Source organism: Edaphobacter sp. FHG110511_03, from assembly GCF_059115365.1.
The window spans coordinates 1,529,187-1,554,945 of the sequence record NZ_JBZYWL010000001.1 but is presented as its reverse complement, the minus strand read 5'-3'; the positions used below and the strand labels follow the sequence as shown (position 1 = coordinate 1,554,945).

The following is a 25,759-nucleotide window of genomic DNA, read 5'->3' as shown; positions in this document are numbered from 1 at the left end:
CTTTTTCTGCTCGGAGTTACCGGCTATCCCGGCCATTCTCCCGAACACACTCGCTGCCTAAAAACTACCACAGAGATCCCTCTCGTCTCATAAACGCGCCCTTCGCCCCTGCGAAGCCCCAAACATCCTCCGGCGCGGCTACTACACTTATCGACATGCTCCGCTGCGCCATCACCGACCGAACCCTCTTTCCCGGCGACGAGTCCCAACGACAGACCGCCCTTTGCCGGCAGGCCGCTCTCTGGGCACATCGCGGCTTCGACCTGATCCAGCTTCGCGAAAAGGACCTTAATTCCGAGGAGCTCGCTCAACTCGCCAGCCGCATCCTGGCCATCATCACGGCGGCCTCTTCTCCTACCCGCCTGCTCGTCAATGGCAGTCTTCAGGCCGCGCTGCAAAGCCAGGCCCATGGACTTCACATCCCTTCTCTGTCGCCCCTCCTGCCCGATGACGTGCGCCGCCGTTACGCTGCCCTCGACCTCCCTGCCCCCATCGTCACCGTCTCCTGCCACAACCTCGCCGAGATCCAGATCGCTCGCCGCAATCGCGCCGACGCTGTCCTGTTCTCCCCCGTCTTTGGCAAGACGGTCTCGGGCCAGATCGTCACTCCAGCCACTGGTATCGATGCCCTGCGCGAAGCCTGTGCCGCCGCCGCGCCGATTCCGGTCTATGCGCTCGGTGGAGTCACCCACGAAAATGCTGCGGCCTGCCTCAAAGCCGGAGCGAAGGGCGTCGCCGGAATTCGGTTATTTGTTTAACGCTTGCTCCGAAGCCGATCCCTTCAGACGTAAGGGGCCACATACCGCGCCAGGAACCCGGCAAAGGAATGCCACGCCGATGTCATCCCAATCGGCACAGCGCCAGCCCCGGATAGAAAGACCAGGGGCGCCGCCCACAACGTCGACCGGTGGATACGGTGCAGCGAGAAGAGGTCGTACGCGATCACCAGAAGAATCGTCAGGCCCAGCCCCAGAACTGCGCCCGAGGCCGGAGGCACTCCCATCTGGTCCACGGGAACCGGCCAAACGCCGCCTCGACCATGCCGATCGTCGCCAGCAGAATCAAACGCTTGTGCGCGTCCGGACGGCGCCGCGCACGCCACGCGCAATAGAACAGCAATGCAAGCGGGGCGATACCCACCAGTGGGATCGCCATGGAAACTGCAGGATCGAGCGGGCCAATCCTCACGCCGCGCCGCAGCCCATCCAGCGCAGCAACCGTACCCAAAACAACCATCACGGGCGTCAGGCAAAACGCAACGATGCCCAGCGAACGATGCCACGCCACACGCCGGGCCGAGATCAGTGCAGACTGCACGGCAAAGAGAATCATCCAGGTCGTGAAGACTGCACCATGAATATGAAGCAATCGGTTAGGCAGCGGAGCCCGCATCATGCCCGCACGAAAGTACGTCGGCGAAAAACCAATGAAGACGACTACGCACAGCAGAACCGCCATGCCTCCGAAGAAGATGCGTTCCGCCCGGCGATTGACCGGCCGGTAGATCGTAGTGCCCGGAAAAGACTTCGCCGCACTCAGCGCGTCAGCTTCCATACCGTTTCTCCTCTCTGAAAAAGAGATGAAAAGTCTGCAGGCTTTTAGGAAATAAGTTGGGACCAGGAACTCAGGAAAGGTACCACGCGCTCTTCCGGCGAGCCATTCAAATCGGCACCGACGTCCTGTCCTGCCCTGCCGCATCGGGCATTCGCGTAGAAACGCATGGCCTGTCGCACTATCATCAACAGATGGCCCAGCATAGAGCCCGGCGACCCACACCGCACTGGACCGAAAACCTACCCACCTGGCTCTGGATCCTCGTCATCGTTGCATGGACCATCCTTCTCTGGAGCCGCATTCTGCAGAACCCTTTCGTCTACGACGACCTAGACCAGATTGTCCGCAACCCTAATCTCGCGGATTGGCACAACGTCTTCACCCGCTTCCTCGCCGCGCCTGTTACTTTCACCTCCGAGCTTCGCACCGCCTCCAACAGCGGCTCCTTCTACCGCCCCCTCTACTGGCTCTCCCTCTCCCTCGACCGCCATCTCTGGGGACTCTACCCCGCGGGCTTTCACCTCACCAACCTCCTTCTTCATGCGCTGAATGGAATTCTCCTCTTCCATCTCCTGCGCCGCCTCCGTATCGCAACCCTCGCTGCGGCGGCCACTACCCTCCTCTGGCTCAGCCTCCCCATCAACTCCGAGGCCGTGGCCTGGATCACCTCCCGCGCCTACCCTCTCTGCCTGTTCTTCCTGCTGCTGAGCCTCATCGCCACACTTCGCTTCCTCGAGTACCGCAAGCCGTTTGCCCTGGTCGCCGCATTCGCCACAGCAATAGCAGCTCTGCTCTCACACGAATCCGGCATACTCATCCTCCCCTTCGCTGCCCTCGCGGTCTTCCTTGGCATCCGCAACGCTGATACATCTCTCCCCTCGAAGCCCGCGTTCGCAATCCTCGGCGCAGACCTCGTCGCTATCGCTCTCTGGATCGCGGTTCGCTTCAGCATCGGAACCCACAGCGGGACCGGCCCATCTGCTCCATGGGCCTTCGCCGCCACGCTGTGGAAGTACATCGGATGGACCCTGCTCCCCATCCACATGAGCGTCGAGCGATCCACCTCCGTCCCGACCAACGCACTCTCGCCTCTTTCAGTACTTGCATGGGCCGGGTTCCTCGCCCTCACCGCCGTCACCATCTACCTCTGGAAGCGAAGCCCCACAACCGCCATCGGACTCGGCTGGCTTCTCATCGCGCTCGCCCCCTTCTGCGGCCTGGTCTTCCTCTATCAGGGGATGGCCGAGCGCTTTCTCTACATCGCCTCCATCGGAGCAGCCATTGCCATCGTCTCTCTCATCGCGGCATCCCACCCGCCGCTCCGAATCATCGTTCTAATCGTGGCCGCGCTCTGGGCAGCCTGGGGCATCGTCCGGCTTGAGACCCGCCTCTCCGACTGGAGCTCACCCGCCCAGCTCTACCGCAGCTCGCTCAAAGCCACCCCAAACAGCGCTACCCTCAACTTCAATCTGGGCTTCACCTTCCGCGAACAAGGCACTCTCCCCGAAGCTGCAACTGCCTATCAGAACGCCATCCGGCTCAACCCCCGCTACCAGCGCGCCTACTCAAGCCTGGGCGAGACCTACGCCCTTATGGGCCGGCTCGACGACGCTCGCGAAGCCTATCAACAGGCTCTCTCGCTCGACGCCAATGACGTCGGAACCACCCTCAACCTGGCGGTTGTCTTCAACCAGTCCGGCCACAATCAGGAAGCCGAGCACGAGTTCCGCCGAGCCATCGCGCTCGCCCCTAACAACTCCGCTGCCTACACCGACCTCGGCGTACTCCTCTACCAGCAGGGGCAGACTGACGAAGCGGAACTCATGTTCCTCCAGGCTATCGAGCGCAACGCCACCGACCCGAATCCCTACTCCAACCTGGCAATCCTCTACCAGCAGTCAGGACACCCTGCCCTCGCCCTCACGCTCTACCAGAAGCTCGTCGTGCTTCGGCCCGGCGATCCGGAGATCCTGGCTAATATCCGGAAACTGCAGAATCGCACTGACCCCACTTCGAATCGCGACTCCTCCAGCCGCCGTCATTCTAAGCGCTGAGCGCCGTCGAAGGACGAAGAATCCCTGTATTTCTACAGAGATTCGCGCCTGCCCATAACTCCCGTTGAATCACGCCCGCAAATCAATCAAAAGCCAAACGTCTCGTCCGCCGAAGGTCCATACAGCGCCGGCACCGCCGCATCCCTCAGCCGCAGATACACGGACAACTGCCCGCGATGATGCGTCCAGTGAGTCAGCATTCCATGCTGGATGTTGATGTACCGAGGCTCCTCGGTAATCAGATGTCCGGCCGCCTTCAGCTTCCAGGTCGTCAGCAGATGCTCATCGCTCGTCGACTCCAGCGCAGCGCGAGCCTTCTTCATGCTGTCCTCGAACATCGCGATCAACTCCGCGGTCTTCTTCCACTCGATCGGCTTGTTCTTGTTCTCCCCCACGGGAGCAAAGTCCAGTTCGTCCTGGTTGATCATCAGGTCGATCCAACTCGGCATCGTGGCTACCAGCGCAGCCAGATACCCCAGCTTCATCGACTTCTCGTGAGGGGCCCAGTCATTCTGCCCCTCAGGAACCCGTTCCAACGCCTTCCTGGTTCCGGCTTCCTCACGATTCAGCGTCTGCAGAAACAGATCCTTCAGTGTCACACTCATCTCGAAGTTCCTCCTGTCGAGACACTACAGACACCCTGCTGACACCCTCCTGTCAGCAACAAAAATCATTCTCGATCGTAGACCGTCGTCGTATCCAGCGTTCCGCCCGGCATCGCGACATGCGTCGTCTTCTTCAGCTTCTTTCCTCCTGAAGCCAGCTGATACCTCGCCTCGAGCGTCCCCGCGGTCCCCTGAAACTCGACCCGCTCCGTCACCACCAACGCCGCGCCCTTCCACTCACCCTTCACGCTCAAGATCCGGAAGGGAGTACCGGGCAGGAAACAGCCGTTCCATCCCGGTCTCACCGCCGCCGACCTGAAGCCGCAGCGTATAGTTCTGCTTCGTCTCCGGTCGCTCGATCGAAACCGCGATCGCCATCTCCTCGCCCGCCTGCGTGATCTCCTCGCTCTGCTTGAGCGGCGGCGGAACCTGGCCGAAGTCGCTCTCCGCAACATTCAGCCGCCAGATTCCGTTCAGATCCGGCCTGGGCAGGGCCTTCCCACCTTGCGCCATCGCCCCCACCGCCAGCACGATCGTCATAATCACACCGGCGAAAAGCTGTCTCATGGATACCTCCGGACCTTCAGATTATCCATCGACCGATAACGCAACGCTACAAATCCGGAGTCGATGTACGACAAACCCGAAGCGACCTGCGCTATCGATCGGACATAACCGGAGCTCCATCGAAGTGAAAGACCTCGGGAATCTCCAGCCAGCGTCTTCCCTCAGGAGCATTGGCTACCGGCTCCTGCATCGGGTCCATCATCGACCACCACCGCTGAGTCTCAGGATCCGCGGCCATGCGCCTCATATCGGCGTCGAGATCGTCGCCGTGATATTCGAAGTAGGCGATCAGCAGAGATTCGTGCAGAAAGATCGAGTAGTTGCGAATGTTGCACGCCTCGATCGTGGCCAGCACGGTCGGCCATACTTTGGCGTGGTAACGAATATATTCGTCTCGGAATTGTGGCAATAACTGGATAACCTGTGCGTATCGGCGCATAGCTCTCTCTTGTTTTTTATTTATCTGCTGGTGTTGGTGTCGGATCGGGAGAAAACTTTCTGCCCAGCTCCGGCGTTGATTGAACATCACTTGCGCCGGGAGCAGCCTTGGCTATCTCCACGGCAAATACATAACTCGGCCCAAACAGGTTCGAGGTGAAGAAGATCAGTTTACTGTCTGGCGAGAAACGCACATTCGGCTCCAGCCGGTAGTTGTGGTGCGACATGTTCACCAGCTTCTCCCGGTGAAAGATTCCCGGCTTCCAGAACGTCGGATCATTAAGTCCGTTCTCATCCTTTCTCCACTCCGGATGAAAGAGATTGATCCACTCTCCGGCATTCGAACGAGCCACCTGTCCCGAGTCGCCGCCATCGCCCGTGAACACAGTCGCGCCCTTGTTCACGTTAAAGTGAATCGACCACTCGTCGCGCTGCATGTGGTACGCCATCCGCTTATTGCTCGCCACGTCAAACGCGCCCAGCCAGAAATCTTCGCCCTTGGGAAGCTGCCAGTCGTACCAGACCGTCTCTCCATCCTGTCCCCAGAACTCATGCCCGGCAATCTCCATCAACATCGTCCGCTTGTGCCGCAACTCGTTCTGCGTTCCGTCCGTACGAATCGTCCAGACGCGGTCGACCTTGTGCCACGGTCCCTCATGGCAGTACATCAGCAGCGTCGGGTCGATCGGCGAGAACAGAAGATGCCCGATCCAGTCCGTCGAATGCAACAGCTCCTTCACCTTCCCCGTCTTCAGGTCCACCGTAAACAGCACCACCGGAATCCGCGCCGCAAGACGACGCTCCATCATCGCGCTCTTGTCCTCCGCCTGCACCAGCGGCCCCGTCCTGGCCGCGTGCCTGCCGAACTCCTGCGTGGCTCCTGCTTCGGTCTCGACATAGACACCCGCTCCCAGCGTCTCGTCGGCGTTCACGGTCGAGATCGTTGCACGTTCCGGCAGCATCGTGAGCTTCGTCACCTCACCCGAGGTCAGGTCCGCCTTGTAGATCACCTGCCTCTTCGTCGCCGCGTCCATACGCGAGAAGAAAACGCTGTTCGTCTTGTGACCGACGACAATCGCATGATTCCCCACGCGGTTTCGTTCCTCCGGCGAAGCTCCTTCCGCAATCGCAGGATTCGGAACCAGCAGCCGCGTCTTCCGTGTCGCCAGCTCCATCGTGTGGATTCCATCCGGAGCCGTGTAGACCATGGTCCGGTCATCCTTCGAGTACGCATTCACGTTGAAATAGAAGCCCGACGATCCCGGCTCATCCGTCACGCGAAAGATGCGATGCCCCGTGTCACGATCCACCCACGTCTTTGGCGGAGCCGCCGTCTGCGCGGATGCCTTCACGCCCCCGCAGCATGCGGCCAGCAACAGCGCGGCTACGGCTGAACTCCATCGGATCTTCATCGCACTCTTTCCCCCAACTCTCGCTCGAATCAAAAAAAACTCCTGTTCCCTGTCACGCACGCGAATTCCTGCTCTCGCGCTCCCCCATAATCGGCGCCTTCACTCCAAACCATTCCCTCAATAAACTCCCCATCGCACCCGCACCACGCTGCCCGGAGCCTTGAAGTTCAGCCCTGCATCCGTCTCGTCACCGTTCCACAATCGCGAACGCTGCCAGTTTGTTCCCGTATAGGTTCCTTGTTCTACCGTCAGCATCTGCGCCTGCTGCCCGCTCGCCGGCGGTATCAGCCGGAAGTTCACCCGCGCATCGATCCCCGCCACCAGAAACTCGTCCGGCCCGAGCTGCGCCACCAGGACCCTTCCCATATGCAGCGCTGCCGTCGGGGAGAGTCGGCCCGTATCCGCGCTCTCCGTATAGGCAGGAGGAAAGCTCACCTGCGCGCTCCACCGGCCAAAGGGCAGCTCCACCTGTGCCAGCCCCGGCTCTTCCACCGCCGTCTGCACCTTGCCCGTAAACTGCAACGCCGCCAGTTCGTCCGCCATCGGAGACAGCAACTCGTAGTTCTGTGCCAGCCCCATCTGCTCGTAATCCGGCTTGCCATCTGCGCCTGCAGGCGAAAAGTTATCCAGCCCGAAGGGCGCAAATCCGATCGTCCCCGAGCCAATCGCCATAAACAGATTCCGCGCCGTTCCCTGGCTCCCTGGAAAATGCCCGAACCCATGCGTCTCGGGGATAAACAGTGGATTGTCCGGACGCTTGAACTGCTCCATCACATCCCGATACCGCTCCGTGTTCGGAACATAGATATCCGGCGCAAGAATATCGATCGCTGGCGCAGAGGCCTTCCACACCGCAAGCATGTTGCTCGTCGGACCTCCGCTCGGATAATCCACGCCAGGAATCGTCAGTACCGGATAGCCGCGCGGGCTCTTCAGCCAGTTGTTCGCATACATTGGCAATGCCAGCTCCTGCTTGCCCGCCGCCGCGATTGCGCCGATATAGCTGGCAACGCTCCACGCCTGAAACGTCTCGTCCGCATCTTCGCCGAAGACCTGCTTCCAGCTTCCCGCCTTCTTCCCCGTTGCGTGTACAAGCGTCTCCGGCACAGCTCCATCAAACTGTTTTTGCGCCTGCGGGGAGAAATCGCGCACGCTTCCCAGCGCTCCCGACTCGTTCTCCACCTGCACCAGGATCACCGTGTGCTGATCGCCGTCCATCTCCTTCACCTTGTGCATCAGGTGAACGAAGGCCTTTCTGTCCGCCTCCAGATTGGCAGGAGCATTCGCGCTGAGCACGTCGATGGGCTGGCCGCCCCGCGTCATCATCCGCGGAAACCGGTGCGTGTCCGACTTCACCCAATCCGGAACGTAGTGCATCTTTCCGTTCTTCCACGTCCCAAACCACAGCAGCACCAGCCGCACATGATGTGCGCGAGCCTGCCCGATCACATCCTCGACTACCGTGTCGTCGAAGACGCCCTCACGCGGCTCCATCTGCTCCCAGTACACCGGAACCTCGAGCGTGTTCAGGTGCAGCGCCTCAGCCTTCGGCCACAGCTCAGCCAGCTTCGCCGGCCACCCGCTCGAGTTTCCCACCTGCGCCCCCAGCGGAAAGAAGGGATGCCCATCGACCATCAGCGTGGTGCGTCCGTTCGCGTGCTCAAGCCGTGGAAGCTCCACCGCGCATGCACCCACTGCGAACACGCCCAATGCAAGGGCTAACCCCACCGTTCTTCCAAACAGGCACATTCCCATGCGTGTGGATTTCATTCGCACCACATTAAAGCAACCTCCCCATGCTTGTCTGTACCAAATGAGAAATATTTTCTCCATTGCTTTTTTCAAGTACTCCCCCAACCGTCATTCCGAGCGAGCGTAGTGAGTCGAGGAATCCCTATATTTCGCCCGTACCGCCCGAGATTCCAACCAAAGGGAACACCCTTGCCGCCGCCACCCAACCGCCTGCCAACCGCCAGTTGACCCCGCCCCGGCAAAGTCCTACGCTTAAATACGTGCTCATTACCCCGGTCCAACTCTTCGACGAACCCCTAGAAATCGACGAGACCATCGCTCCCGGTATCCTCGAATACGGCCCCGACATCCGCCAGGTCTCTCCGCTCCCGGTAACAGGCCAGGCCGACCTGCTCATTGAGCACCGCAGCGAAGAGCGCGGCGCTAACTCGCAGGTCAACGACATCCGCCTCCGCGCCTCCTACAAGGGAGACTTCGAGATCCTCTGTGCCCGCTGCGTCGAGCCCGTCCCTCAAACCCTCTCCGGCGACTTCGACCTCGTCTTCCGTCCCACCGAGGCCGATAGCGAGATGGGAGAACACGCAATTACCCCCGACGAGACCGAAATCGGGTATTATGAAGAGAGCGGTCTTTTGCTCGAGGATGTCGTGCGCGAGCAGGTGTTACTCTCCCTGCCCCCTCGAACCCTCTGCAAACCGGACTGCAAGGGCCTCTGCCCTCGTTGCGGTCAGAACCAGAACCTAGCAATCTGCTCCTGCGAACAGACACCGTCTGATCCGCGTTGGAATGCTCTGGCGGGTCTGGCTGACAAGATCGAGGTCAAGCACTAAACCAAGTTTGTGCCTCGTCTCCCGCACCTGTCGGGCACGGGCGATTTGAAAGGGATACTGCAATGCCTAATCCAAAACGGCGCCACTCCAAGCAGCGCACCGCCAAGCGCCGCAGCCATGACTTCCTCACCCCCGCCGGACTCTCCGAGTGCCCGAACTGCCACGAGCGCAAGCTGCCCCACCGCGCCTGCCGCAAGTGCGGAACCTACAAGGGCCGTGATGTCCTCTCGGTCAAGGAAGCCAGCTAAATACCCGTCTTTCAGTAAGAACCCTGTTATCGTTTCCTGATGCCAATCGACATCGTGGTTGACGCAATGGGCTCCGACAAGGCCCCCGATCCTGAGATCCGCGGGGCCGTCCTCGCTGCACGTCACTACGACGTCCGAGTCCACCTTGTCGGCCCTGAAGATATCCTGCGCCCCGTCCTGCGCCAGCACGTCCGCCATCAAAAGCATCTTCCTATCTACATCGTTCCGGCCTCCGAATGGATCACCATGGACGACAAGGCTGCGCAGGCCGTCCGCACCAAGCGTGACTCCACCATGCGCGTCGGCCTGAAGATGGTTCGCGAAGGCCTCGTCTCCCACAAAACGCAACCGGCTCATACCAACACCCCTTCCGGCCCCGGCAAGGCCGCCGGCTTCTTTACCGCCGGCAACACCGGAGCCGCCATGGCCACTGCCAAGATGGTTCTCGGCATGCTTTCGGGAGTCGACCGCCCTGCCCTCGCCACCATCGTCCCGACCTCTCGCGGCACCCCATCGCTTCTCCTCGACGTAGGCGCAAACGTAGACTCCGACCCCGACAACCTCGTTCAGTTCGCCGTCATGGGCCACATCTACGCCCAGAATGTGCTCAAGATCGCCAACCCGCGCGTCGGCCTGCTCTCCATCGGCGAAGAAGACTCCAAGGGCAACGCCCTCACCCGCGATACCCTTCCGCTCCTCCGCGCCCTGTCCGGAATCAACTTCATCGGCAACGTCGAGGGCCGCGACCTCTTCAACGGCAACTGCGATGTCACCGTCTGCGACGGCTTCGTCGGCAACGTAGCTCTGAAGACCTCCGAGGGAATCGTCAAACTCATGAGCAGCATGCTCCGCGAAGCTCTCAAGTCCACCGTCACCTCTCAGGTAGGCGCCCTGCTCTCCCGCCGCGCCTTCGACGACTTCAAAAAGCGTCTCGACTACTCTGAGTACGGCGGCGCTCCTCTACTCGGCGTCCGCGGCGTCTGCATCGTGGGCCACGGCTCTTCCAACGAAAAAGCCATCATGAACGGAATCCGCGTAGCCGCTGAATTCGCCCACGCGGAGGTCAACTCCGGCATCGAAACCGCCCTCCTCTCCTCTGCCGCCGAAGTATAGATCCACCAAACTCTTTCGTTCTCCGAAGCTGCTTGCGAATCAAACATCGTTTCAAGAGTGAATCCTGTATTTCATAAGCTGAAAATTCTCTTGACAGCCAGGCTTCCGGATTCATAAAGTTCTCCGCGTTCACAGATTCTCCTGAACCGATGAACCACCATGGAGATTGGCAGCAAGAAAGCCCTCCGGGATGCCGCGAAGTCGCCTCTTTTCCGAGAACCTCCCTTCCCCATCGAGTCCCTTCGTATCGCCATTCCCCGTTTCAGAAGGTGGTTCCATGCTGAGTAAGATCTCCGCCCTCCTCCCCGCCGTCCTCCTTGCCATCTCTCCGGCATTGTTTGCACAGAATCCCTCCACCTGGGTTTATTACGACTCCAACCACAAGCTGCAATACACTCCCGACAGCCTCGGCAACACCATCCTCGACTTCTCCTGGGCGGGCTACCAGGGTGGAGGCGTCGCTCTCCCCACCGTCCCTGTCAAAGTCAACGTCAGCCCTTCCGGCGCAGATGACACCGCCAACATTCAGGCGGCCATCAATCAGGTCGCCGCACTCCCAGCAGACTTCCGCGGCATCCGGGGCGCTGTACAACTCGCGGCCGGAAACTACACCATCTCCGCTCCACTCAACTTCAACGTCAGCGGAGTCACCCTACGCGGCGCAGGCTCAGCCGAGGACGCAACCGGAACCATCCTCACCATGACCGGCAATCCCTTCCTCGCCTTCAGCGTTGTGGGTACCGGAACCTGGGTCACCTCCGGCACGCCGCAACCCATCACCGACACCTTCGTTCCCTCCGGAGGCCACGCCGTCACCGTCGCCGATCCCTCCAGCTTCAAGGCGGGTCAGACCGTGCTCATCCAGCGCCCCGTCACTCCAGCATGGATCCACTCCATGGGCATGGATCTCCTCAAGGACGGCTCCGGAAATGCCCAGACCTGGATCGGCCCCGGCACCATCGTCAACACCGATCGAGTCATCACTTCCATCAACGGCAATCGCATCACCTTCGACGCTCCCCTCACCGATTCCTTTGACTCGCAATACGTCAACGGCTCCATCGTCGGCTACACCTTCCCCGGCCGCATCTCGCAGGTCGGCATCGAGCATCTCCGCGTAGTCGCACCGGCTCTCAACGCCGATATCAGCCTCCCGCAGTTCCTCGGTGTTCAGATGAAAGCGACCACCAACTCCTGGATGAAGGATGTCTACTTTCAGGACACTCAGAACACCGTCACCATCTCCAACGATGTGAAGGCTGTCACGCTAGATCAGGTCATCAACAACCACACCGTCACTCACACCGGCGATCGCATGGCCGACTTCGGAATCTCCGGCACCGAGATCTTTCTCAACCGCTGCCAGTCCATTGGAGCCGTAGGTGAATGGCCCATGGTCATGCAGAGCCGCGTCACCGGCCCCATCGTCCTGCTCAACTTCTACAGCACCCAGGCCGCGGGCATCGCTCCGCACCAGCGCTGGGGAACCGGTATGCTCGCCGACAACGCTGTCCTCCCCGCCGCTCCCAAAAATCCCAATGGCGGAGCCACCGGCATCGCCTATCAGGATCGCGGCAACCACGGCTCCGGCCAGGGCTGGGCTGCAGGCTGGTCCATCGCCTGGAACGCGACCACTCCCTACTTCGTCGTGCAGAGATTTCCCGGCGGCACCAACTGGTGCATCGGCTGCGTCGGCACGAAGGTGTCCACCGGCTCCTCCGAGGTCACCGGAAACGTCCCCGATGGTGACTACGACTCACTCGGCTCTCTCGTCACTCCCAACAGCCTCTACCTTGCCCAGCTCTCCGAACGGAAGGGCCCCGCTGCTCTGGCCGCCATCGGCTATGGCGACTTCAACATCGCAGCCACGCCAGTCTTGCAGGCTGTAGCTCGCGGTGCGACTGCCAACTACACCGTCAACGTCTCGCCGGCCAATGGCTTCAGCGACGATGTCGAACTCTCTGCTATCGGGCTGCCTCCTGGAGCCACCGCGCAGCTCGCGAACAACACCATCGCGGGAGGCTCCGGTTCAACCACCTTTTCGGTCGCAACCTCGCCTTCCACTCGCCCCGGGATCTACATCTTCGTCATCACAGCGAGGGATGGAAACCTCTACCACTTCACCGCCGTCTCGCTCGTAGTTCACTAGCCAGTCTGCGATTGCATGTACGGAACACTGCTCGATTGCTCCAAACGTAGCCGAACTTTAACCGCATAACTTAATTCCCGCACTCAGGCGTCACACAGTCACAGATTCATCCCCTGTGTGACGCCTCCTTCACGCTCCGATTCAATCTCATCCCTTCGATGACGTGTGCTAGCTCCTCGACTCCCCGCCGAATCTCTCTCGGCGTCACCGCGGCAAATCCCATCTGCAATCCATCTCGTTCCCTCTTTTCCAGCTCCTGCGCACTGCGATAGAACCCCTCCAGCGGAATCGTATCGACCCCTCTCGCGAAAGCTGCCTTCGCCACCGCCTTCGCATCGATTCCCTTGGTCAGCCATCCCATCGTCTGCAGTCCTGCCTCGATCTCCGAGATCTCCATCACACCCTTCAGCTGTCTTCGCCCCTCTTCCAGCAGAACTCCCAGCCGCTCCGAATACATCTCCCGCATCCGGCGTAGGTGTCTCCCAAAATGACCTGCCTCAATGAACTCGCACAGCACCGTCTGCTCCAGAAGCGGAGCATGCCGGTTCAGAATCGACTTCGCCGCCGCAAATCTCTCCACCAGGTCTTCCGGCACAATCACGTACCCCAGCCTCAGCGACGGAAACAGTATTTTGCTGAAGCTCCCTGCAAACAGTGCCACGCCGTTCCGGTCCAGTCCCTGCAACGCCGGAACCGACCTTCCCGAGTAGCGGTACTCACCGTCATAGTCATCCTCAAAGATCAGCGCCCCAACCCTTCGCGCCCACTCCAGCATCTCCGGCCTTCGCGTCAGACTCATCGTCACGCCCACCGGAGCCTGGTGCGCAGGTGTCAGGTAGGCCAGCTTCGCTGTCTGCCGTGTTCCCGGCAGCTTTGTTCCTTCCTCATCCACCCCCAGCGAGAGAATCTTCGCCCCCACCGCCTCAAAGGTTCGCGTAGCGCCGACATATCCCGGATCTTCCATAAAGACCCGGTCTCCCCGATCCACAAACAGCCGCACCGATAGGTCCAGCGCCTCCTGCACTCCGGAGACCACGATCACCTGCGACGCCGCACAAACCACGCCGCGAGACTGAGAGATATACGCGGCAATCGCCTCGCGCAGCGGTCTATATCCCGCCGCCTCGCAGCCCGTCAGCATCGTCGTGGAGGCTCGCCTCATCCTTCGATTCGCAATCTGCGCCCATAGAGTCGTCGGAAACTCATCCACCGCGGGAAGATTCGAACGAAACGCGTGCATGGGCCGGGCTGGAAGACTGGGAAACATTCTGACGGAGGAGCCGTACTCCGAAAACCGTCTCTTCGGTCTTTGCAACTCGCTCTTCCCGGCGCCGTCACGGCGTACCTCCAACAGTTCCTCCGGCAGAACCTTGCTCACATACGTTCCCGACCCCGTGTTGCCCTCGATGTACCCTTCGGACTTCAGCTCTTCAAAAGCGGTCACGATCGTTCCACGCGAAAGCCCCTGCTCCCTGGCAAGGTCGCGCGTCGCCGGCAGCCTCGTTCCCGGCCGCAGTTTTCCCGCTAAAATCTCGCGTCGCAAGGCGCGATACAGCCACCGGTAAGCCGGTTCGTCCTCGCCGCGCTCACCTAGCAAAATCTCCGTCAGCCCCGATCGTCTCGTCATCGCATCTCTCGAAAGCGGTACAGCAAAACCAGCCTAAATGGACCTTCCGGCCCGGTCTACTCTGCTCTACTATTGCCATACGGCAAGGGAGAAAACAACATGACTGGTTTCGACAGTTGGGCCTATATCTTCGCTCTCATCATGTATGCCCCCATTCACATTGAGGCGGCTGTGATTCGGCGGCCTCATGAAGCCGTCCAGGCACAGGCGCCTGCTCCGCATGCCAGAAACGTAATCTCCCAACCCCTGCCGAAGCTCAACGGCGACCACCTTACCGCCCACCTCGTTGAGGTCCACTATGGTCCCGGGGAACAGTCGAAACCACACAGTCATCCCTGCCCTGTGATCGGCTATGTCCTCGAAGGTGCCGTCAGGATGCAGGTCAAAGGTGGAGAAGAAAAAATCTACCGCGTTGGAGAGAGCTTCTACGAGGCCCCGAATGGCGTACACCTCCTCTCTGCCAACGCAAGCCAGAGTCTGCCTGCGCGCTTCCTCGCGACCTTCGTCTGCGACAACCAGGCCCCACTCACCAGCCCCGTACCCACAGGACCGCAACCATGACCTCACCCGGCACGGAAGAGACGCAGATCTTCCGTAGTGCAAAGGGCGAGGCGTTTGCGATCTTCTACGCGCGCATCGCGATCGGTGCCGCCTTCCTCTCCGCGGTCGCCTCCCGCTTCGGGCTCTGGCGCGGAGAGCCGGGAATGAAGCTCTCCCCCGGTTTCCTCAGTCGCACAGCGGAACTCAACTTCTTCATGCCAGCCTCAACCATCCCGCTGCTCGCCTGGTCCGCGACCATCCTTGAGATCACCCTTGCCCTCGCTCTTATCGTCAGCGGCGTGCTCTGTCTCGTCTCAACCCGGCGCCCGCGGTGGCCCCGCTGGATCGCCATGGGGTCGGCGGTCCTGCTGGCCCTCTTCGGAACCACCATGGCAATCACCGCGGGAATCAAATCACCGCTCGACTACTCGGTGTTCTCCGCCTCCGCCTGCGCCCTCCTGCTCGCTGTCTATCCGGAACGCGGCAAACCAGCCCTTCAACCCTGACCATCGGAAAGGAAACTCACCATGCAGCCTCGCTTCAACTACTCCAAACTCTCCCCCGGCGCCTACCAGGCCATGCTCGCTCTTGGAAAATATCTCTCCCAGTCCAGCCTCGAAGAAGGCTTGTTGCACTTAGTCAAACTGCGCGTCTCCCAGATCAACGGTTGCGCCTACTGCCTCGACATGCACTGGAAGGATCTCCGCGCCATCGGCGAAGAAGAGCAACGCCTCTACTCGCTCGATGCCTGGCGCGAATGCCCCTACTATACCGACCGCGAGCGCTCCGCCCTCGCCTGGGCCGAAGCCCTCACCCTCATCACCCAAGGCCATGCCTCCGACGAGGCCTATGCCGAGGCGACCGCACACCTCAACGAAAGGGAGATCTCCGACCTCACCTTCGCAGTCGCCGCCATCAATGCCTGGAACCGGATCTCCATCGCGGGCCGCACGCCCCCCGGAACCTATCAGCCTGCCCAGACTCACGAGACCGTATCAGCCTGATCTTCCCCAGCTGGGATTCGGGCCTCCTGTCAAGCCGGAATCACGGATAAGTATAAGAAAATAAGCGATCTTTCGGGTGCCGATAAGATCTGCTCGAGACGGTATACTAGAAACAACTGGAAATTAGGAAACAAGGCTCAGCAAAGATGCTGGGCCTTGACTATTTAAATCAGGAACTTACACGTAAGTTATTTCCTATGAAGACTTGGAATGGGGGTCCGGACCTAACTCTTTTTAAATGAATATTTTGCACAAAAACGTATACCATGGGTCTCCCGATGCGCTAACGAGAGCCTTCTGGATAGCATCCTAGACATAAAGGAAGAAGGAACATAAAAGGAATGAAATCCTGCACGTTTGGCTGCACTGTGGTTGTCTCGGTTCTCTCGATAGGTCTTCTGCTGGCTTCGAGCTCTCCCGCTCAGACAAGCCAGGATCCGCACACGCAGCAACTCGTAAAGGCTGCTGTCCAGATCGAGTTGGCTGCCGACAAGGCCGACCATTCCCGCTGGCAGTATCGATCCACGGTCCGAAGGGCCGACGGCGAGTTTGTCTATCAGGTCGTCGAGACCGATCATGGCTCGGTCAAGAAGATGATCCGCCGGAATGGGCAGCAACTCAGCCCCGCCGATCTGGATAAGGAAAACCAGCGGATCGACTCTTTCGTCCACGATCCTTCACAGCAGGCCAAAAAAGAGAAAGACAGCCAGCAGGACGACAAGCGGGCCGAAGACATGCTCCGCATGCTTCCCGACGCGTTTCTCTGGACCATCAAGGGCGAAGCGCCGGAGGCGACAACCCTCTCCTTCGTTCCAAATCCTGACTTCAAACCACCCACCATGGAATCGCGCGTCTTCGCCGCCATGGCCGGGGAGATTCTCGTCTCCAAGCCTGAAAAGAGGATCCAGCGCATCTCCGGCAAGCTCATCCGCGACGTGAAGTTCGGCTACGGTATCTTCGGCAAGATGGAAGAGGGAGGAACATTCAACGTCGAACGCCGTGCTCTGGCTCCAAAAATCTGGCAGATCACCGAATCCCACGTCCATATCCAGGGCCACATCCTTCTCTTCAAGACCATCAGCGAGCAGGAAGACGAGGTCAAAAGCGACTTCCGGCCCACGCCGCCCTCCACCACCCTCGAGCAGGCAGCCACTCTCCTTCGCAGCGAACCCGGCCCGCAGACAGCGCGTCGCTGATCGCCAACCCGCAATCCTCCCCTCAAGGCTATCCTTGGTAAATGTCCGGGCATCCTTATAAGTACACCGACCGCGAACTGATTCAACGCATCGAACGCTCGGCCGGACAGCGCGCCGGCTACAAGCAACTCATCCGCGAGCTCGGCCTCGGAGGAGGACGCGAACGCCGCCTCCTCCTCGAACAACTCGCCCGCATCACCGCCCGCGGAGCCTTGATCAAGATCGACGAAGATCACTGGAGCCTCCCCTCCTCGGTTCCCGCCAGAACCGCGCGCCCCTCGCGGAACAACAATCCCGCGACCGAGCAGCACCCCACCCGCGACCGCCTCGTAGCCGGACGCATCGACCTGCACCGCGACGGCTACGCCTTCGTCCGCCCCAACGGAAGCTCGAATCGCGAAGACGACCTCTTCATCCCACCCAACGAACTCAACGGTGCGATGCAGGGCGACGAAGTCCTCGTCGACGAAGCGCCCCGAGATCGCGAAGGACGACGCTCCGGACGCGTGGCCCGCGTGCTCACGCGCCGCAACCCGACCGTCGTCGGAATCTTCCACTACGCGCGCTCCGGCCGCCGCAGTCCGTGGGAAGATCTGCCGATCGCAAAAGGCAACTACGTCACCCCCTTCGACGACCGAATGACACAACCGATTCTCATCCTCGAAGGAGATGAGATCGTCTCGGAAGCCGCTGTGGAACCTCATCGCGTCCTCGGCGAAGAGGCCCAGGAGCAGAAACGCCGCTGGACCGCCGCGGAGAACCCACTCACTCCGCTCGAGGGGCTCGCCGTCGATGTAGAGATCACTGGCTTCCCAACGCCGGGAAGGCCGGCGCGAGGACGAGTCATCGAGGTTCTCGGTCCGCCGGACGCCTTCGGCGTCGATGTCGAGATTGTCATCCGCAAGCACCATCTGCCGCATGTCTTCCCATCGAACGTCCTCGCCGAGGCGGCAGATTCGGCGAAGCAGACGGTCGACGCGCTGGCGCCCGAACAGCTCGCAGGACGACAGGACTTCCGTGGACTTCCCATTGTCACCATCGACGGCGAGACCGCGCGCGACTTCGACGACGCCGTCTACGTGAAGCCGCTGCCAAACGGAAACTGGCAGCTCCAGGTTCACATCGCCGACGTCAGTCACTACGTGACGCCAGGCACGGCGCTCGATCTTGAAGCTCGCCTGCGAGGAAATTCAGTCTATTTTCCTGACCGCGCCATTCCGATGCTCCCGAACGACCTCTCGAGCGGAATGTGCAGCCTTCGCCCCGACGAAGACCGCTTCGTCCAGAGCTGTCTCATGGAGATCGACACCAAAGGCGAGGTCGTCGGCTTTGAAGTCTGCGAAGGCATTATCCGCAGCGCACGTCGCATGACTTACACACAGGTGCAGGCGATCCTCGACGGCGACTCCGTCACCCGCCTCGAATTCACGGAGCTTGTTCCCGAGTTCGAGAAGATGCACGAGCTCGCGCTTCGCCTCAACGGCAAACGCAAGCGCCGCGGTTCCATCGACTTCGACCTGCCTGAACCGGTCGTGCAGTTCGATCCGCAGGGAAATATGCAGGCTATCGTGCGCTCCGAGCGCGGCTGGTCACATCGCCTGATCGAGGAGTTCATGCTCGCCGCCAACGAATGCGTCGCGCACTGGATCGAGGCCAATGGCATCCCCGGCATCTATCGCATCCACGAGACGCCTGACCCGAAGCGCATCGTGGAGTTCGAAGAGACCGCTTCACAGTTCGGTTACACGCTGGGCTTCAGCAATCTGCCGGTGAAGCGCGTGCAGACGCGAGGCGATCGTCGCGACGCGCGCAGCTCCGGACGAAGCCCGCAGACTCACGAGATTCCCGATGCGATTCCGGTCACGCCGCAGATGTACCAGCGTCTGACCGCGAAGATCCAGGGCAAGCCTGAAGAGCGGATCCTCTCGTACCTGATGCTGCGCTCGCTCAAGCAAGCCCGCTATAGCGAAAAGAATGCAGGCCACTTCGCACTCGCCTCGCCCAGCTACACGCACTTCACCTCGCCCATTCGTCGCTATCCTGACCTTATCGTGCACCGCCTGATCCGATACCTGCTTCAGAATGGAGCCGATCCGAACGGCTTCCCGATCCTGAGCAGCGAGCCCCAACCCTGGGGTGAAAAACAGACCGACAAAGGAAAGCCCGCGCAGAGGAAGCGGCAGCAGGAGGAAGGTCCGCTGCCGGAGGACGAGCTCGATGCAATCGCTGCTGAATCCAGCCAGGCCGAACGACGCGCCGACGATGCCGAGCGTGAGCTGATCGAGTGGAAGAAGATTCGCTTCATGCAGGACCGTGTCGGCGAGGACTTTACCGGCATCCTTCTTTCGTGCACGAAGTATGGGTTCTTCGTCGAGCTCGACGAGATCTTCATCGAAGGCATGGTTCCTATTGCCAGCCTTCAGGACGACCGCTACTTTTTCCGCGATACCGACCGGACTATCGTCGGAGGGCGCAACGGACGCGTCTTCAAGATTGGCCAGCATGTTCATGTGCTCCTTGACCGAATCGATCGCCAGCAACGGCGACTGCAGTTTGCACTGATGCCCTCCGAATACGAGGGCACGAACGCGCCGCGTTCACTACGACGACCGAAAGACCGTCAACAGGAGGAACATTCGAGCCCGAACCGTTCCGGGAAGCCCAAGGTCAAGACAAAGGCAGCGAAGAGACAGCGCAACCGAAAGACCAAGGGCAAACCGCGGCGCTAGGCCGGACTCTGATCGGCAGCGGCTGAACCCGGCGCAACTGGCCCGGACATCGTAGAATGGAAGACGCAAAGGAGTTCAGGAAACAGAATGGCTCACATGGTGTTTTGCACGAAGTACAAGGCAGAGATGGAAGGCTTGGACGAGCCACCGTTTGACTCCGACTTTGGCCAGAAGATCTATAAGAACGTGTCCAAGAAGGCGTGGGGAGAATGGGTTGAGCGGCAGAAGATGCTGCTGAACGAGTACCGCCTGCAGCCCTGGACCCGAGAGGCACAGGAGTTCCTGGTGGAGCAGATGAACGAGTTCTTCTTTGGCGGAGGCGGAGAGCTTCCCAAGGAATACGTCGCTCCCACCAAGTAATCCACTCGTGTACACTTAACTCAATAACCCCGCTGCCGTCCGCCTGGACAGCAGGCAATAAGTCGGGACGTGGCTCAGCCTGGTAGAGCGCACCCTTGGGGTGGGTGAGGTCGCTAGTTCGAATCTAGTCGTCCCGACCATTTAATTTTTCAATCACTCAGACATCACTCCGGATCCGATGAGCCAATGTAAAGGTCCAATAGGCGATTCGGCTTCAAGCATCTGTTCAGGGTTTATTTTGAAGAGTGCCACGATTGAAGATTGATTTGAGGGGAAGCGTCCGCTTAAAGTGGACACTGGGAAGTATGAGTTAGATCGCTCAAGGGAATGGCTTGTGCACAAAGCCGTCGCTCCTTGCGCCAGTCGGTAGCCGCTAGTTCGGTCCCATGAAGAGTTCTCATGCCCTATATCTAGTCGAAAAGCCTTGTTTGCCGCTGGTATCTGTCTTTAGGCTTTGTCCAATCTCGGACAATTTCTCTCATAGTCTTTCCTGTGTCGACACTGTTCGGCCGTTCTTCCAAGACACACTTGTCGGCGCGGCTTTCGGCAAACGAATCCGCTTGCTTGCAGAGTGTCCAAACAGGCCCTGTGGCATTTCTGGCGCTGGCGATCCTAGCGAGCGTCCAGCCGCCTTTGAGCTTTTCTCCAAGTAACGTAAACTGCAGGACGCCCCTATGCAGAGCGCTCTGGATATCGTCGGATTCCAATTGTGGCTCCCATGCTCCGCGATCCCAGAGCATGATGGGACCTGTCTCATGCACGCCCTCGAACAGAATGTTCGCTCTGCTATGGTCCTTCATCTCGATGGCTTTACGAATGGCTCCGGCACAGCAACTGGGACCGTCCGGAAGGGCCCAGCTCAGCAGCACTCCGTTCCACTCCAGTCTGAGGTCGTAATGGAGGCGCGTTGCATGATGTTTTTTCATAACATAGGAGCGCTCGCGAAGAGCACGACGATTGGCTTCGGCTTCCATCCCGCAGAGTCCTCCTTCCTATCGAGCTCTTCTCGGATACTCTAGGATACCGGAGCGACGATTCCTAAAAGAATGCAGTCCATGTCTCGTACCGTTTTGCGAGATGGCGGATCTGGGATGAAAATCTGACGCTGGAGTCTCGACTGGTGTGTACAGGGCTTAGCGCTCGTCGATGAGGCTGTAGCCGACTCATCGAGCATTTACCCGGAACACAATTGGAAATCAACATGGTGTCTTTCTAGGTTGTGACACAGCTTTTAGTCGATATATGCGGACCTCTCTTGTGTAGCAACTTGCTCGCTGGTGGGTTGCGTCACGTATGGACGCTGCGCAGTAAGACCGCCATCCAGGATTAAGGATTGTCCTGTGTAATAGGATGACCTTTCCGAGAATAGCCATGCAACAGCATCGGCGATCTCCTCAGGGCGTCCAATCCGGCCAATAGGATGCACCGCACGCATTTCGTCGAGCGCCTCTTGGGTGCCAAATACGTTGAGCAACATTTCTGTCCTGACTGCACCTGGACTCACAGCGTTTACCCGAATACATATCGCCCGCACTCGATCGCGGCAGATTTGGTCAAACCAAGCACAGCATGCTTGCTGGCCACGTAGGGGCCGGCGGTTGGAGACGCTAGCAGCCCGCCGACTGAGGCAGTATTGACGATCGAGCCCCCCTCTCCTTGCGCCATCATCTGCCTGACCTCATCCTGAAGCAGAAGAAACAGGGCCTTTACGTTCACAGCGAAGACGCGGTCAAAACTTTTTCGGTCTGATCTGTGAGCAGCCGCTTTTCACCGGAGATCCCAGCATTGTTAAATGCGTAGTCGAGCCGTCCAAAGGTTTCGAGAGCGAATGGTACGATCCGCTTCACCTGTTCGGGTTGACTGAGATCAGCCTGAATGAATGCCGCAGATCCACCGTTGCGTTTGATGTCATTGACTAGCTGTTGCCCTTTGCTCTGCTGCCTTGCTGTGATGACTACCCGAGCACCTAGCTCAGCGATGCGTCTCGCGGCCGCGGCGCCAATGCCACCGTTTCCACCGGTGACGAGTGCCACCTTTCCAGCAAATTCCAAGTTATTTCCCGTGCTCATGTCTAGCTCATACTCCTCTCGCTTTGTTTTTCCTCAGCGTCGGGTGACAGATAGGCGCGTCGGAAAGGATCATGGCTGTCGACCGAGGCCAGTCAGGTCGCACGGCAATGCCCTTTGGTACTGCTGCTTGCAATCCGTGGAGCAACGGCGGCAACGGATGAGACCGTCTATTTCTTGCTTCGCAGATTTCTTCTGCAGCAACACTTGGGACAACACGCATGAAGAAGATTTATTCCCACGTCCAGACACACACTAACCGAACTTCTCTTCTGGTTAGTTCAGCTCTACCAATACATTCGATGACCGATGAAGACGCGAGATGTAGCGGGCGTCTTCGTCGCCGACTTTCTCAGGAATGTGTACTCTATGCACTGCGGTGACAAAAGGGATTCTCATGATCCTGAAACAGTACTATCTAGGCTGCCTGGCCCATGCCTCTTACCTGATCGGCGACGAGACGAGTTCGACCGCGATTATCGTTGACCCACAGCGCGATATCGATCAGTACGTGGTCAACGCTGAGAAATTTGGCCTCGAAATCCGCCACGTCTTCCTGACCCACTTTCATGCTGACTTCGTGGCTGGGCATCTGGAGCTGCGCGACCGTTGCGGCGCTACCATCCATCTTGGTGCCCGCGCAAAGGCGGAATACGCATTTGTGTCGATGAACAACGGAGACACGCTCGAATTTCCGGGGCTGCGCTTACAAGTTCTCGAAACGCCGGGACATACCATCGAGTCCATCTCGATCCTAGTGTTCGATCTGGAGAAGAACCCGGCGAAACCTCACGCCGTCCTAACCGGTGATACCTTGTTCATCGGGGACGTTGGCCGTCCCGACTTGCGGGCTTCGCTGGGATGGACAGCTAACGATCTCGGCGCGCATCTTTACGACTCACTTCACGACAAATTGTTGACGCTTCCCGACGAGACCCTGGTTTACCCGGCCCATGGTGCGGGATCGCTTTGCGGCAAGCAGCTTTCCTCCGACACCGTTTCTTCGCTTGGAGATCAACGGCGCTTCAATTACGCGCTACAGCCGATGTCTAAGAAGGTGTTCGTTGGTCTCGTCACGGCTGACCAGCCCGACGCTCCGCCATACTTCACTTACGATGCCATCCTGAACACTCGTGAGCGTGCGACGCTGGACAAGAATCTGGAAGAGGTTCTTCACCCGGTTGAGCTCGACGAAGTGATCCGGCTCGGAGACTCCGGCGCCCAGATCCTCGACGTGCGGGATGCGACCGAATATGCCAAGGGGCACCTCGCCGGAAGCATCAACATTGGATTGGCTGGCCAATACGCGACCTGGGCTGGAACAGTGCTCGATCGCAACAAGCTAATCGTGATCATTGCCGAGCCCGGACGCGAACTGTAAGCGGCCCTACGCCTGGGCCGTATCGGATTTGATCACGTAAGAGGTTATCTACGAGGGGGCATGCAAGCGCTCGCAGAAAGAATGGACCTGGTGCGGTCGACAGAACGCGTCAGCGCCCAGATGGCAGCGGATGAGTTGGCGAGCACAGAGCCGCCCTTGGTGCTGGATATCAGGGATCCACGCGAGTGGGCAACCAGGCATATCACAAGAAGTATGAATATTCCGCTCAACCATTTGCAGGAGCGTATCGCTGAAGTTCCCCGCGACCGCCGCATTGTGGTTCATTGCGAGGGCGGATACCGATCCTCCATTGCCGCCAGCATCCTGCACCATTATGGGATTACGAATCTCATCGAGATGGCTGGCGGCCTGACGGCCTGGGAGGCCGCTAAACTGCCTGTGGTTTCGGAAACTTAGTGATATTCCTGGTCTAACTCTTTCGACCGCCAGAATGTGATCAATCATCAGCTACTCTTACGGCCGAGCGCGCCCTGGTTGTTCGTTTAGAGGTTCACGATCATGCCCCCTATGCGCCAACAAAAGCTCGTCTAATGGGTTAGCACGACTGTGCGGGCTTTTGCGAGGAGGCAAGCAGGTCCTCTGAGGGTTCCCGAGGCCCGCTACGAAGTTGGATTCAACCCGCTCCCAGGTTTGCGCGATAGAAGACTCGTAGTCGCTAAATTCGATTTCGAGACAAGGCCTGTTTCTGAGAGGATGGATGCCCGGACACTTATCATCCATTCAGTCAGCTGCGTGTTTGAGGAGTCTAAAGATGACGCCCACAACTAAGAAGATCGTCGGTTTGGCGGCGGTTGTTTTCGTCCTGCTTGGAATCATTGGCTTATGGCACATCTCCCATAAGCCGAAGAATCCGCTCATCGGCACAACAGACCAGGGAGATCCCAAGTCGGTTCAAAACGTTGGAGACTTTGACCAATTCCAGCAAGATCTGGCTACACGGGTACTCGACAAGTTTGGAGCAGGAACTTCAGGCAGCGACTTTAGTGTGATTGTTGCAACGACAGCGTACCCTCTTGGAACACTGTTACGGCCGACAGGATCTATACCGGCGAACTTCGATGACTGTGTTCCCTCACCCTTGCCCACGCCTCTTTCGGCGCAACGACTATTCCCGTCTTACTCGATGTCGAGCGACACCGCACTCGCAGCAAACCTTGGTTCCCGAGCGCTCCAGGGACTCGACAGCGCCGGCATAAGCCTGAAGCAGAGTTCGAGTGTTCAATATTCGATAGCCGAGACCCAGATCCAGATTATGGATGACAAATCGGTGGATACGGTTACGGCCAAAGGCGGCTGTGAGAAGTACATCTCCACCCACCCAGGTACTAGATTGATCCGTGGCGCTGTAATTGGAAAGATGACGTTCACCATTAAGGTGGACAATCCCGCTTCCGTAAAAGCGCAGTTGGCGAAGATTGGCGGTTTTACGGTCACCGACAATCCGCAGGCATCGACGCTGAACATCGCTGACGCACAGAGTGCGCCAATCGTAGAGCTACTTTCCCAATTCGGCGGCCGCGCGAGTGCGACATCTTCGCCGACCACTCCGAAACCGGTTGAAGCTGCACTTTCTCCTGTGCCATCCCCGGCTTCAGTCGATGTATCGACTCATATGTATGTTCAAGAAGACGTACGGGACACTCCTGCATCCGGTGCGAAAGTGGTTCAGCTCCTCCAAACTGGGTGGCCCTCCGCCAAGGTAGAAAACGAGGTTCAGCGAATACCGTCGCAGACAATGCCGGACGTTGCGCAGGTCAGATATTTCAATGAGGCTGACGTCGCAAAGGCGCAGCGATGTGTGGGGATATTGAAAAAGGTGTATCCAAATGCGCGTGTCGTGAGAATCGGTCTACCCTCGCCGAAAGGTCAACTCGAAGTTTGGCTACCAAAGGTAGCGTCTAACGGGACCGAGTGATTGGCCACCAGGAGTCTGAAATCCGAGCTAATGCGACTGTCGCGGCCCACATCCCGGTAACAATAACTCGTTACGCCGTCCAAAACAGCAGAGGGACTCGGGTCAAATTCAGCATGAATAAAGTCAGTCGAGCGGAAGCTAGTCAAGAAACGTCCCCTCTTTAAACACACAGAGAGACCAGGTTGAGCAACAAGGTGT

At 59.2% G+C, this 25,759-nt stretch carries 28 protein-coding genes and 1 tRNA gene; 16 read left to right on the top strand and 13 right to left on the bottom strand.

Annotated features, from left to right (window positions below):
- The first annotated feature begins 155 nt into the window (after positions 1–155).
- Positions 156–758 carry a thiamine phosphate synthase gene (locus tag AC5S26_RS06295; protein WP_494183997.1) on the top strand — a complete coding sequence of 201 codons (603 nt, stop codon included), beginning with the start codon at positions 156–158 and terminating at the stop codon, positions 756–758.
- A gap of 23 nt (positions 759–781) precedes the next feature.
- On the opposite strand, the gene AC5S26_RS06290 is transcribed toward AC5S26_RS06295, so the two are convergent.
- Together AC5S26_RS06290 and AC5S26_RS06285 are read right to left on the bottom strand one after the other, a co-directional pair.
- Entirely contained in the window at positions 782–1,003 is a 222-nt protein-coding gene (locus AC5S26_RS06290) for a hypothetical protein (RefSeq protein ID WP_494183996.1), read from the bottom strand.
- Entirely contained in the window at positions 958–1,554 is a 597-nt protein-coding gene (locus tag AC5S26_RS06285) for a hypothetical protein (RefSeq protein WP_494183995.1), read from the bottom strand. The genes AC5S26_RS06290 and AC5S26_RS06285 overlap by 46 nt, the downstream gene beginning before the upstream one ends.
- Before the next feature lie 56 nt (positions 1,555–1,610).
- Between AC5S26_RS06285 and AC5S26_RS06280 the strand changes: the two genes are divergently transcribed.
- A complete protein-coding gene (locus AC5S26_RS06280; protein ID WP_494183994.1) occupies positions 1,611–3,608 on the top strand; it encodes a tetratricopeptide repeat protein in 1,998 nt (665 codons plus the stop codon).
- A gap of 86 nt (positions 3,609–3,694) precedes the next feature.
- On the opposite strand, the gene AC5S26_RS06275 is transcribed toward AC5S26_RS06280, so the two are convergent.
- From AC5S26_RS06275 to AC5S26_RS06250, 6 genes are all read right to left on the bottom strand, one after another.
- Positions 3,695–4,213: a DinB family protein gene (locus tag AC5S26_RS06275; protein ID WP_494183993.1), complete on the bottom strand. Its 519-nt coding sequence runs from the start codon at positions 4,211–4,213 to the stop codon at positions 3,695–3,697.
- 65 nt (positions 4,214–4,278) lie between these two features.
- Entirely contained in the window at positions 4,279–4,461 is a 183-nt protein-coding gene (locus AC5S26_RS06270; protein ID WP_494183992.1) for a hypothetical protein, read from the bottom strand.
- On the bottom strand, positions 4,451–4,780 hold the full coding sequence (locus tag AC5S26_RS06265) for a hypothetical protein (protein WP_494183991.1): 330 nt from the start codon (positions 4,778–4,780) through the stop codon (positions 4,451–4,453). The genes AC5S26_RS06270 and AC5S26_RS06265 overlap by 11 nt, the downstream gene beginning before the upstream one ends.
- A 91-nt stretch (positions 4,781–4,871) precedes the next feature.
- A complete protein-coding gene (locus tag AC5S26_RS06260; RefSeq protein ID WP_494183990.1) occupies positions 4,872–5,219 on the bottom strand; it encodes an L-rhamnose mutarotase in 348 nt (115 codons plus the stop codon).
- A 16-nt stretch (positions 5,220–5,235) separates the two neighbouring features.
- A complete protein-coding gene (locus AC5S26_RS06255; RefSeq protein ID WP_494183989.1) occupies positions 5,236–6,630 on the bottom strand; it encodes an oligogalacturonate lyase family protein in 1,395 nt (464 codons plus the stop codon).
- A gap of 117 nt (positions 6,631–6,747) precedes the next feature.
- Positions 6,748–8,400, bottom strand: coding sequence for a DUF5597 domain-containing protein (locus AC5S26_RS06250; RefSeq protein WP_494183988.1), 1,653 nt, complete (start codon positions 8,398–8,400; stop codon positions 6,748–6,750).
- A 62-nt stretch (positions 8,401–8,462) separates the two neighbouring features.
- Here AC5S26_RS06250 and AC5S26_RS06245 point away from each other — a divergent pair, with 62 nt between their 5' ends.
- The 4 genes from AC5S26_RS06245 (at position 8,463) to AC5S26_RS06230 (ending at position 12,722) form a co-directional block, all read left to right on the top strand.
- Positions 8,463–9,212, top strand: a complete 750-nt coding sequence (locus AC5S26_RS06245; RefSeq protein ID WP_494183987.1) for a YceD family protein — start codon at positions 8,463–8,465, stop codon at positions 9,210–9,212.
- 62 nt (positions 9,213–9,274) lie between these two features.
- Positions 9,275–9,460, top strand: a complete 186-nt coding sequence (gene rpmF / locus AC5S26_RS06240; RefSeq protein ID WP_494183986.1) for a 50S ribosomal protein L32 — start codon at positions 9,275–9,277, stop codon at positions 9,458–9,460.
- 39 nt (positions 9,461–9,499) lie between these two features.
- The gene (gene plsX / locus AC5S26_RS06235) at positions 9,500–10,573 is read left to right on the top strand and encodes a phosphate acyltransferase PlsX (protein ID WP_494183985.1); all 1,074 of its coding nucleotides are present in this window, start codon (positions 9,500–9,502) and stop codon (positions 10,571–10,573) included.
- 277 nt (positions 10,574–10,850) lie between these two features.
- Positions 10,851–12,722 carry a COG1470 family protein gene (locus tag AC5S26_RS06230; RefSeq protein WP_494183984.1) on the top strand — a complete coding sequence of 624 codons (1,872 nt, stop codon included), beginning with the start codon at positions 10,851–10,853 and terminating at the stop codon, positions 12,720–12,722.
- 106 nt (positions 12,723–12,828) lie between these two features.
- Here the strand turns inward: AC5S26_RS06230 and pdxR are convergent, their stop codons facing one another.
- Positions 12,829–14,349 carry a MocR-like pyridoxine biosynthesis transcription factor PdxR gene (gene pdxR / locus AC5S26_RS06225; protein ID WP_494183983.1) on the bottom strand — a complete coding sequence of 507 codons (1,521 nt, stop codon included), beginning with the start codon at positions 14,347–14,349 and terminating at the stop codon, positions 12,829–12,831.
- Between the two features lie 99 nt (positions 14,350–14,448).
- Here pdxR and AC5S26_RS06220 point away from each other — a divergent pair, with 99 nt between their 5' ends.
- The 7 genes from AC5S26_RS06220 to AC5S26_RS06190 all read left to right on the top strand — a co-directional run bounded on the left by AC5S26_RS06220 (position 14,449) and on the right by AC5S26_RS06190 (position 20,318).
- Positions 14,449–14,910, top strand: coding sequence for a cupin domain-containing protein (locus tag AC5S26_RS06220; protein ID WP_494183982.1), 462 nt, complete (start codon positions 14,449–14,451; stop codon positions 14,908–14,910).
- Entirely contained in the window at positions 14,907–15,395 is a 489-nt protein-coding gene (locus AC5S26_RS06215; RefSeq protein WP_494183981.1) for a DoxX protein, read from the top strand. The genes AC5S26_RS06220 and AC5S26_RS06215 overlap by 4 nt, the downstream gene beginning before the upstream one ends.
- A gap of 21 nt (positions 15,396–15,416) precedes the next feature.
- On the top strand, positions 15,417–15,893 hold the full coding sequence (locus tag AC5S26_RS06210) for a carboxymuconolactone decarboxylase family protein (RefSeq protein ID WP_494183980.1): 477 nt from the start codon (positions 15,417–15,419) through the stop codon (positions 15,891–15,893).
- Between the two features lie 341 nt (positions 15,894–16,234).
- Positions 16,235–17,089, top strand: a complete 855-nt coding sequence (locus tag AC5S26_RS06205) for a hypothetical protein (RefSeq protein ID WP_494183979.1) — start codon at positions 16,235–16,237, stop codon at positions 17,087–17,089.
- A gap of 41 nt (positions 17,090–17,130) precedes the next feature.
- Complete coding sequence (locus tag AC5S26_RS06200; RefSeq protein ID WP_494183978.1) at positions 17,131–19,818, top strand: ribonuclease R family protein; 2,688 nt, start codon at positions 17,131–17,133, stop codon at positions 19,816–19,818.
- An 87-nt stretch (positions 19,819–19,905) separates the two neighbouring features.
- On the top strand, positions 19,906–20,178 hold the full coding sequence (locus tag AC5S26_RS06195) for an oxidative damage protection protein (protein ID WP_494183977.1): 273 nt from the start codon (positions 19,906–19,908) through the stop codon (positions 20,176–20,178).
- A gap of 63 nt (positions 20,179–20,241) precedes the next feature.
- A tRNA-Pro gene (locus AC5S26_RS06190) sits at positions 20,242–20,318 on the top strand.
- Between the two features lie 270 nt (positions 20,319–20,588).
- Here the strand turns inward: AC5S26_RS06190 and AC5S26_RS06185 are convergent.
- The 4 genes from AC5S26_RS06185 to AC5S26_RS06170 form a co-directional block, all read right to left on the bottom strand.
- On the bottom strand, positions 20,589–21,152 hold the full coding sequence (locus AC5S26_RS06185; RefSeq protein ID WP_494183976.1) for a DNA polymerase ligase N-terminal domain-containing protein: 564 nt from the start codon (positions 21,150–21,152) through the stop codon (positions 20,589–20,591).
- A 257-nt stretch (positions 21,153–21,409) separates the two neighbouring features.
- Positions 21,410–21,655 carry an SDR family oxidoreductase gene (locus AC5S26_RS06180; protein ID WP_494183975.1) on the bottom strand — a complete coding sequence of 82 codons (246 nt, stop codon included), beginning with the start codon at positions 21,653–21,655 and terminating at the stop codon, positions 21,410–21,412.
- Positions 21,656–21,687: 32 nt separating this feature from the next.
- The gene (locus AC5S26_RS06175; RefSeq protein WP_494183974.1) at positions 21,688–21,894 is read right to left on the bottom strand and encodes an SDR family NAD(P)-dependent oxidoreductase; all 207 of its coding nucleotides are present in this window, start codon (positions 21,892–21,894) and stop codon (positions 21,688–21,690) included.
- Positions 21,891–22,247 (bottom strand): SDR family NAD(P)-dependent oxidoreductase, encoded by a 357-nt coding sequence (locus AC5S26_RS06170; protein WP_494183973.1) that lies wholly within the window; start codon positions 22,245–22,247, stop codon positions 21,891–21,893. Before AC5S26_RS06170 ends, AC5S26_RS06175 begins: the two co-directional genes overlap by 4 nt.
- Before the next feature lie 394 nt (positions 22,248–22,641).
- On the opposite strand from AC5S26_RS06170, the gene AC5S26_RS06165 reads away from it, so the two are divergent.
- The 3 genes from AC5S26_RS06165 to AC5S26_RS06155 all read left to right on the top strand — a co-directional run bounded on the left by AC5S26_RS06165 (position 22,642) and on the right by AC5S26_RS06155 (position 25,561).
- On the top strand, positions 22,642–23,625 hold the full coding sequence (locus AC5S26_RS06165) for an MBL fold metallo-hydrolase (protein ID WP_494183972.1): 984 nt from the start codon (positions 22,642–22,644) through the stop codon (positions 23,623–23,625).
- Positions 23,626–23,685: 60 nt separating this feature from the next.
- The gene (locus AC5S26_RS06160) at positions 23,686–24,042 is read left to right on the top strand and encodes a rhodanese-like domain-containing protein (RefSeq protein ID WP_494183971.1); all 357 of its coding nucleotides are present in this window, start codon (positions 23,686–23,688) and stop codon (positions 24,040–24,042) included.
- Between the two features lie 355 nt (positions 24,043–24,397).
- Positions 24,398–25,561, top strand: coding sequence for a hypothetical protein (locus AC5S26_RS06155; protein ID WP_494183970.1), 1,164 nt, complete (start codon positions 24,398–24,400; stop codon positions 25,559–25,561).
- Positions 25,562–25,759: the final 198 nt, after the last annotated feature.

Coding starts and splice junctions, on each gene's coding strand:
- AC5S26_RS06295 (WP_494183997.1), top strand. CDS start 156: ATGCTCCGCTGCGCCATCACCGACCGAACCCTCTTTCCCGGCGACGAG.
- AC5S26_RS06290 (WP_494183996.1), bottom strand. CDS start 1,003: ATGGGAGTGCCTCCGGCCTCGGGCGCAGTTCTGGGGCTGGGCCTGACG.
- AC5S26_RS06285 (WP_494183995.1), bottom strand. CDS start 1,554: ATGGAAGCTGACGCGCTGAGTGCGGCGAAGTCTTTTCCGGGCACTACG.
- AC5S26_RS06275 (WP_494183993.1), bottom strand. CDS start 4,213: ATGAGTGTGACACTGAAGGATCTGTTTCTGCAGACGCTGAATCGTGAG.
- AC5S26_RS06265 (WP_494183991.1), bottom strand. CDS start 4,780: ATGAGACAGCTTTTCGCCGGTGTGATTATGACGATCGTGCTGGCGGTG.
- AC5S26_RS06260 (WP_494183990.1), bottom strand. CDS start 5,219: ATGCGCCGATACGCACAGGTTATCCAGTTATTGCCACAATTCCGAGAC.
- AC5S26_RS06255 (WP_494183989.1), bottom strand. CDS start 6,630: ATGAAGATCCGATGGAGTTCAGCCGTAGCCGCGCTGTTGCTGGCCGCA.
- AC5S26_RS06250 (WP_494183988.1), bottom strand. CDS start 8,400: ATGAAATCCACACGCATGGGAATGTGCCTGTTTGGAAGAACGGTGGGG.
- rpmF (WP_494183986.1), top strand. CDS start 9,275: ATGCCTAATCCAAAACGGCGCCACTCCAAGCAGCGCACCGCCAAGCGC.
- plsX (WP_494183985.1), top strand. CDS start 9,500: ATGCCAATCGACATCGTGGTTGACGCAATGGGCTCCGACAAGGCCCCC.
- AC5S26_RS06230 (WP_494183984.1), top strand. CDS start 10,851: ATGCTGAGTAAGATCTCCGCCCTCCTCCCCGCCGTCCTCCTTGCCATC.
- pdxR (WP_494183983.1), bottom strand. CDS start 14,349: ATGACGAGACGATCGGGGCTGACGGAGATTTTGCTAGGTGAGCGCGGC.
- AC5S26_RS06220 (WP_494183982.1), top strand. CDS start 14,449: ATGACTGGTTTCGACAGTTGGGCCTATATCTTCGCTCTCATCATGTAT.
- AC5S26_RS06215 (WP_494183981.1), top strand. CDS start 14,907: ATGACCTCACCCGGCACGGAAGAGACGCAGATCTTCCGTAGTGCAAAG.
- AC5S26_RS06210 (WP_494183980.1), top strand. CDS start 15,417: ATGCAGCCTCGCTTCAACTACTCCAAACTCTCCCCCGGCGCCTACCAG.
- AC5S26_RS06205 (WP_494183979.1), top strand. CDS start 16,235: ATGAAATCCTGCACGTTTGGCTGCACTGTGGTTGTCTCGGTTCTCTCG.
- AC5S26_RS06200 (WP_494183978.1), top strand. CDS start 17,131: ATGTCCGGGCATCCTTATAAGTACACCGACCGCGAACTGATTCAACGC.
- AC5S26_RS06195 (WP_494183977.1), top strand. CDS start 19,906: ATGGCTCACATGGTGTTTTGCACGAAGTACAAGGCAGAGATGGAAGGC.
- AC5S26_RS06185 (WP_494183976.1), bottom strand. CDS start 21,152: ATGGAAGCCGAAGCCAATCGTCGTGCTCTTCGCGAGCGCTCCTATGTT.
- AC5S26_RS06180 (WP_494183975.1), bottom strand. CDS start 21,655: ATGTTGCTCAACGTATTTGGCACCCAAGAGGCGCTCGACGAAATGCGT.
- AC5S26_RS06170 (WP_494183973.1), bottom strand. CDS start 22,247: ATGAGCACGGGAAATAACTTGGAATTTGCTGGAAAGGTGGCACTCGTC.
- AC5S26_RS06165 (WP_494183972.1), top strand. CDS start 22,642: ATGATCCTGAAACAGTACTATCTAGGCTGCCTGGCCCATGCCTCTTAC.
- AC5S26_RS06160 (WP_494183971.1), top strand. CDS start 23,686: ATGCAAGCGCTCGCAGAAAGAATGGACCTGGTGCGGTCGACAGAACGC.
- AC5S26_RS06155 (WP_494183970.1), top strand. CDS start 24,398: ATGACGCCCACAACTAAGAAGATCGTCGGTTTGGCGGCGGTTGTTTTC.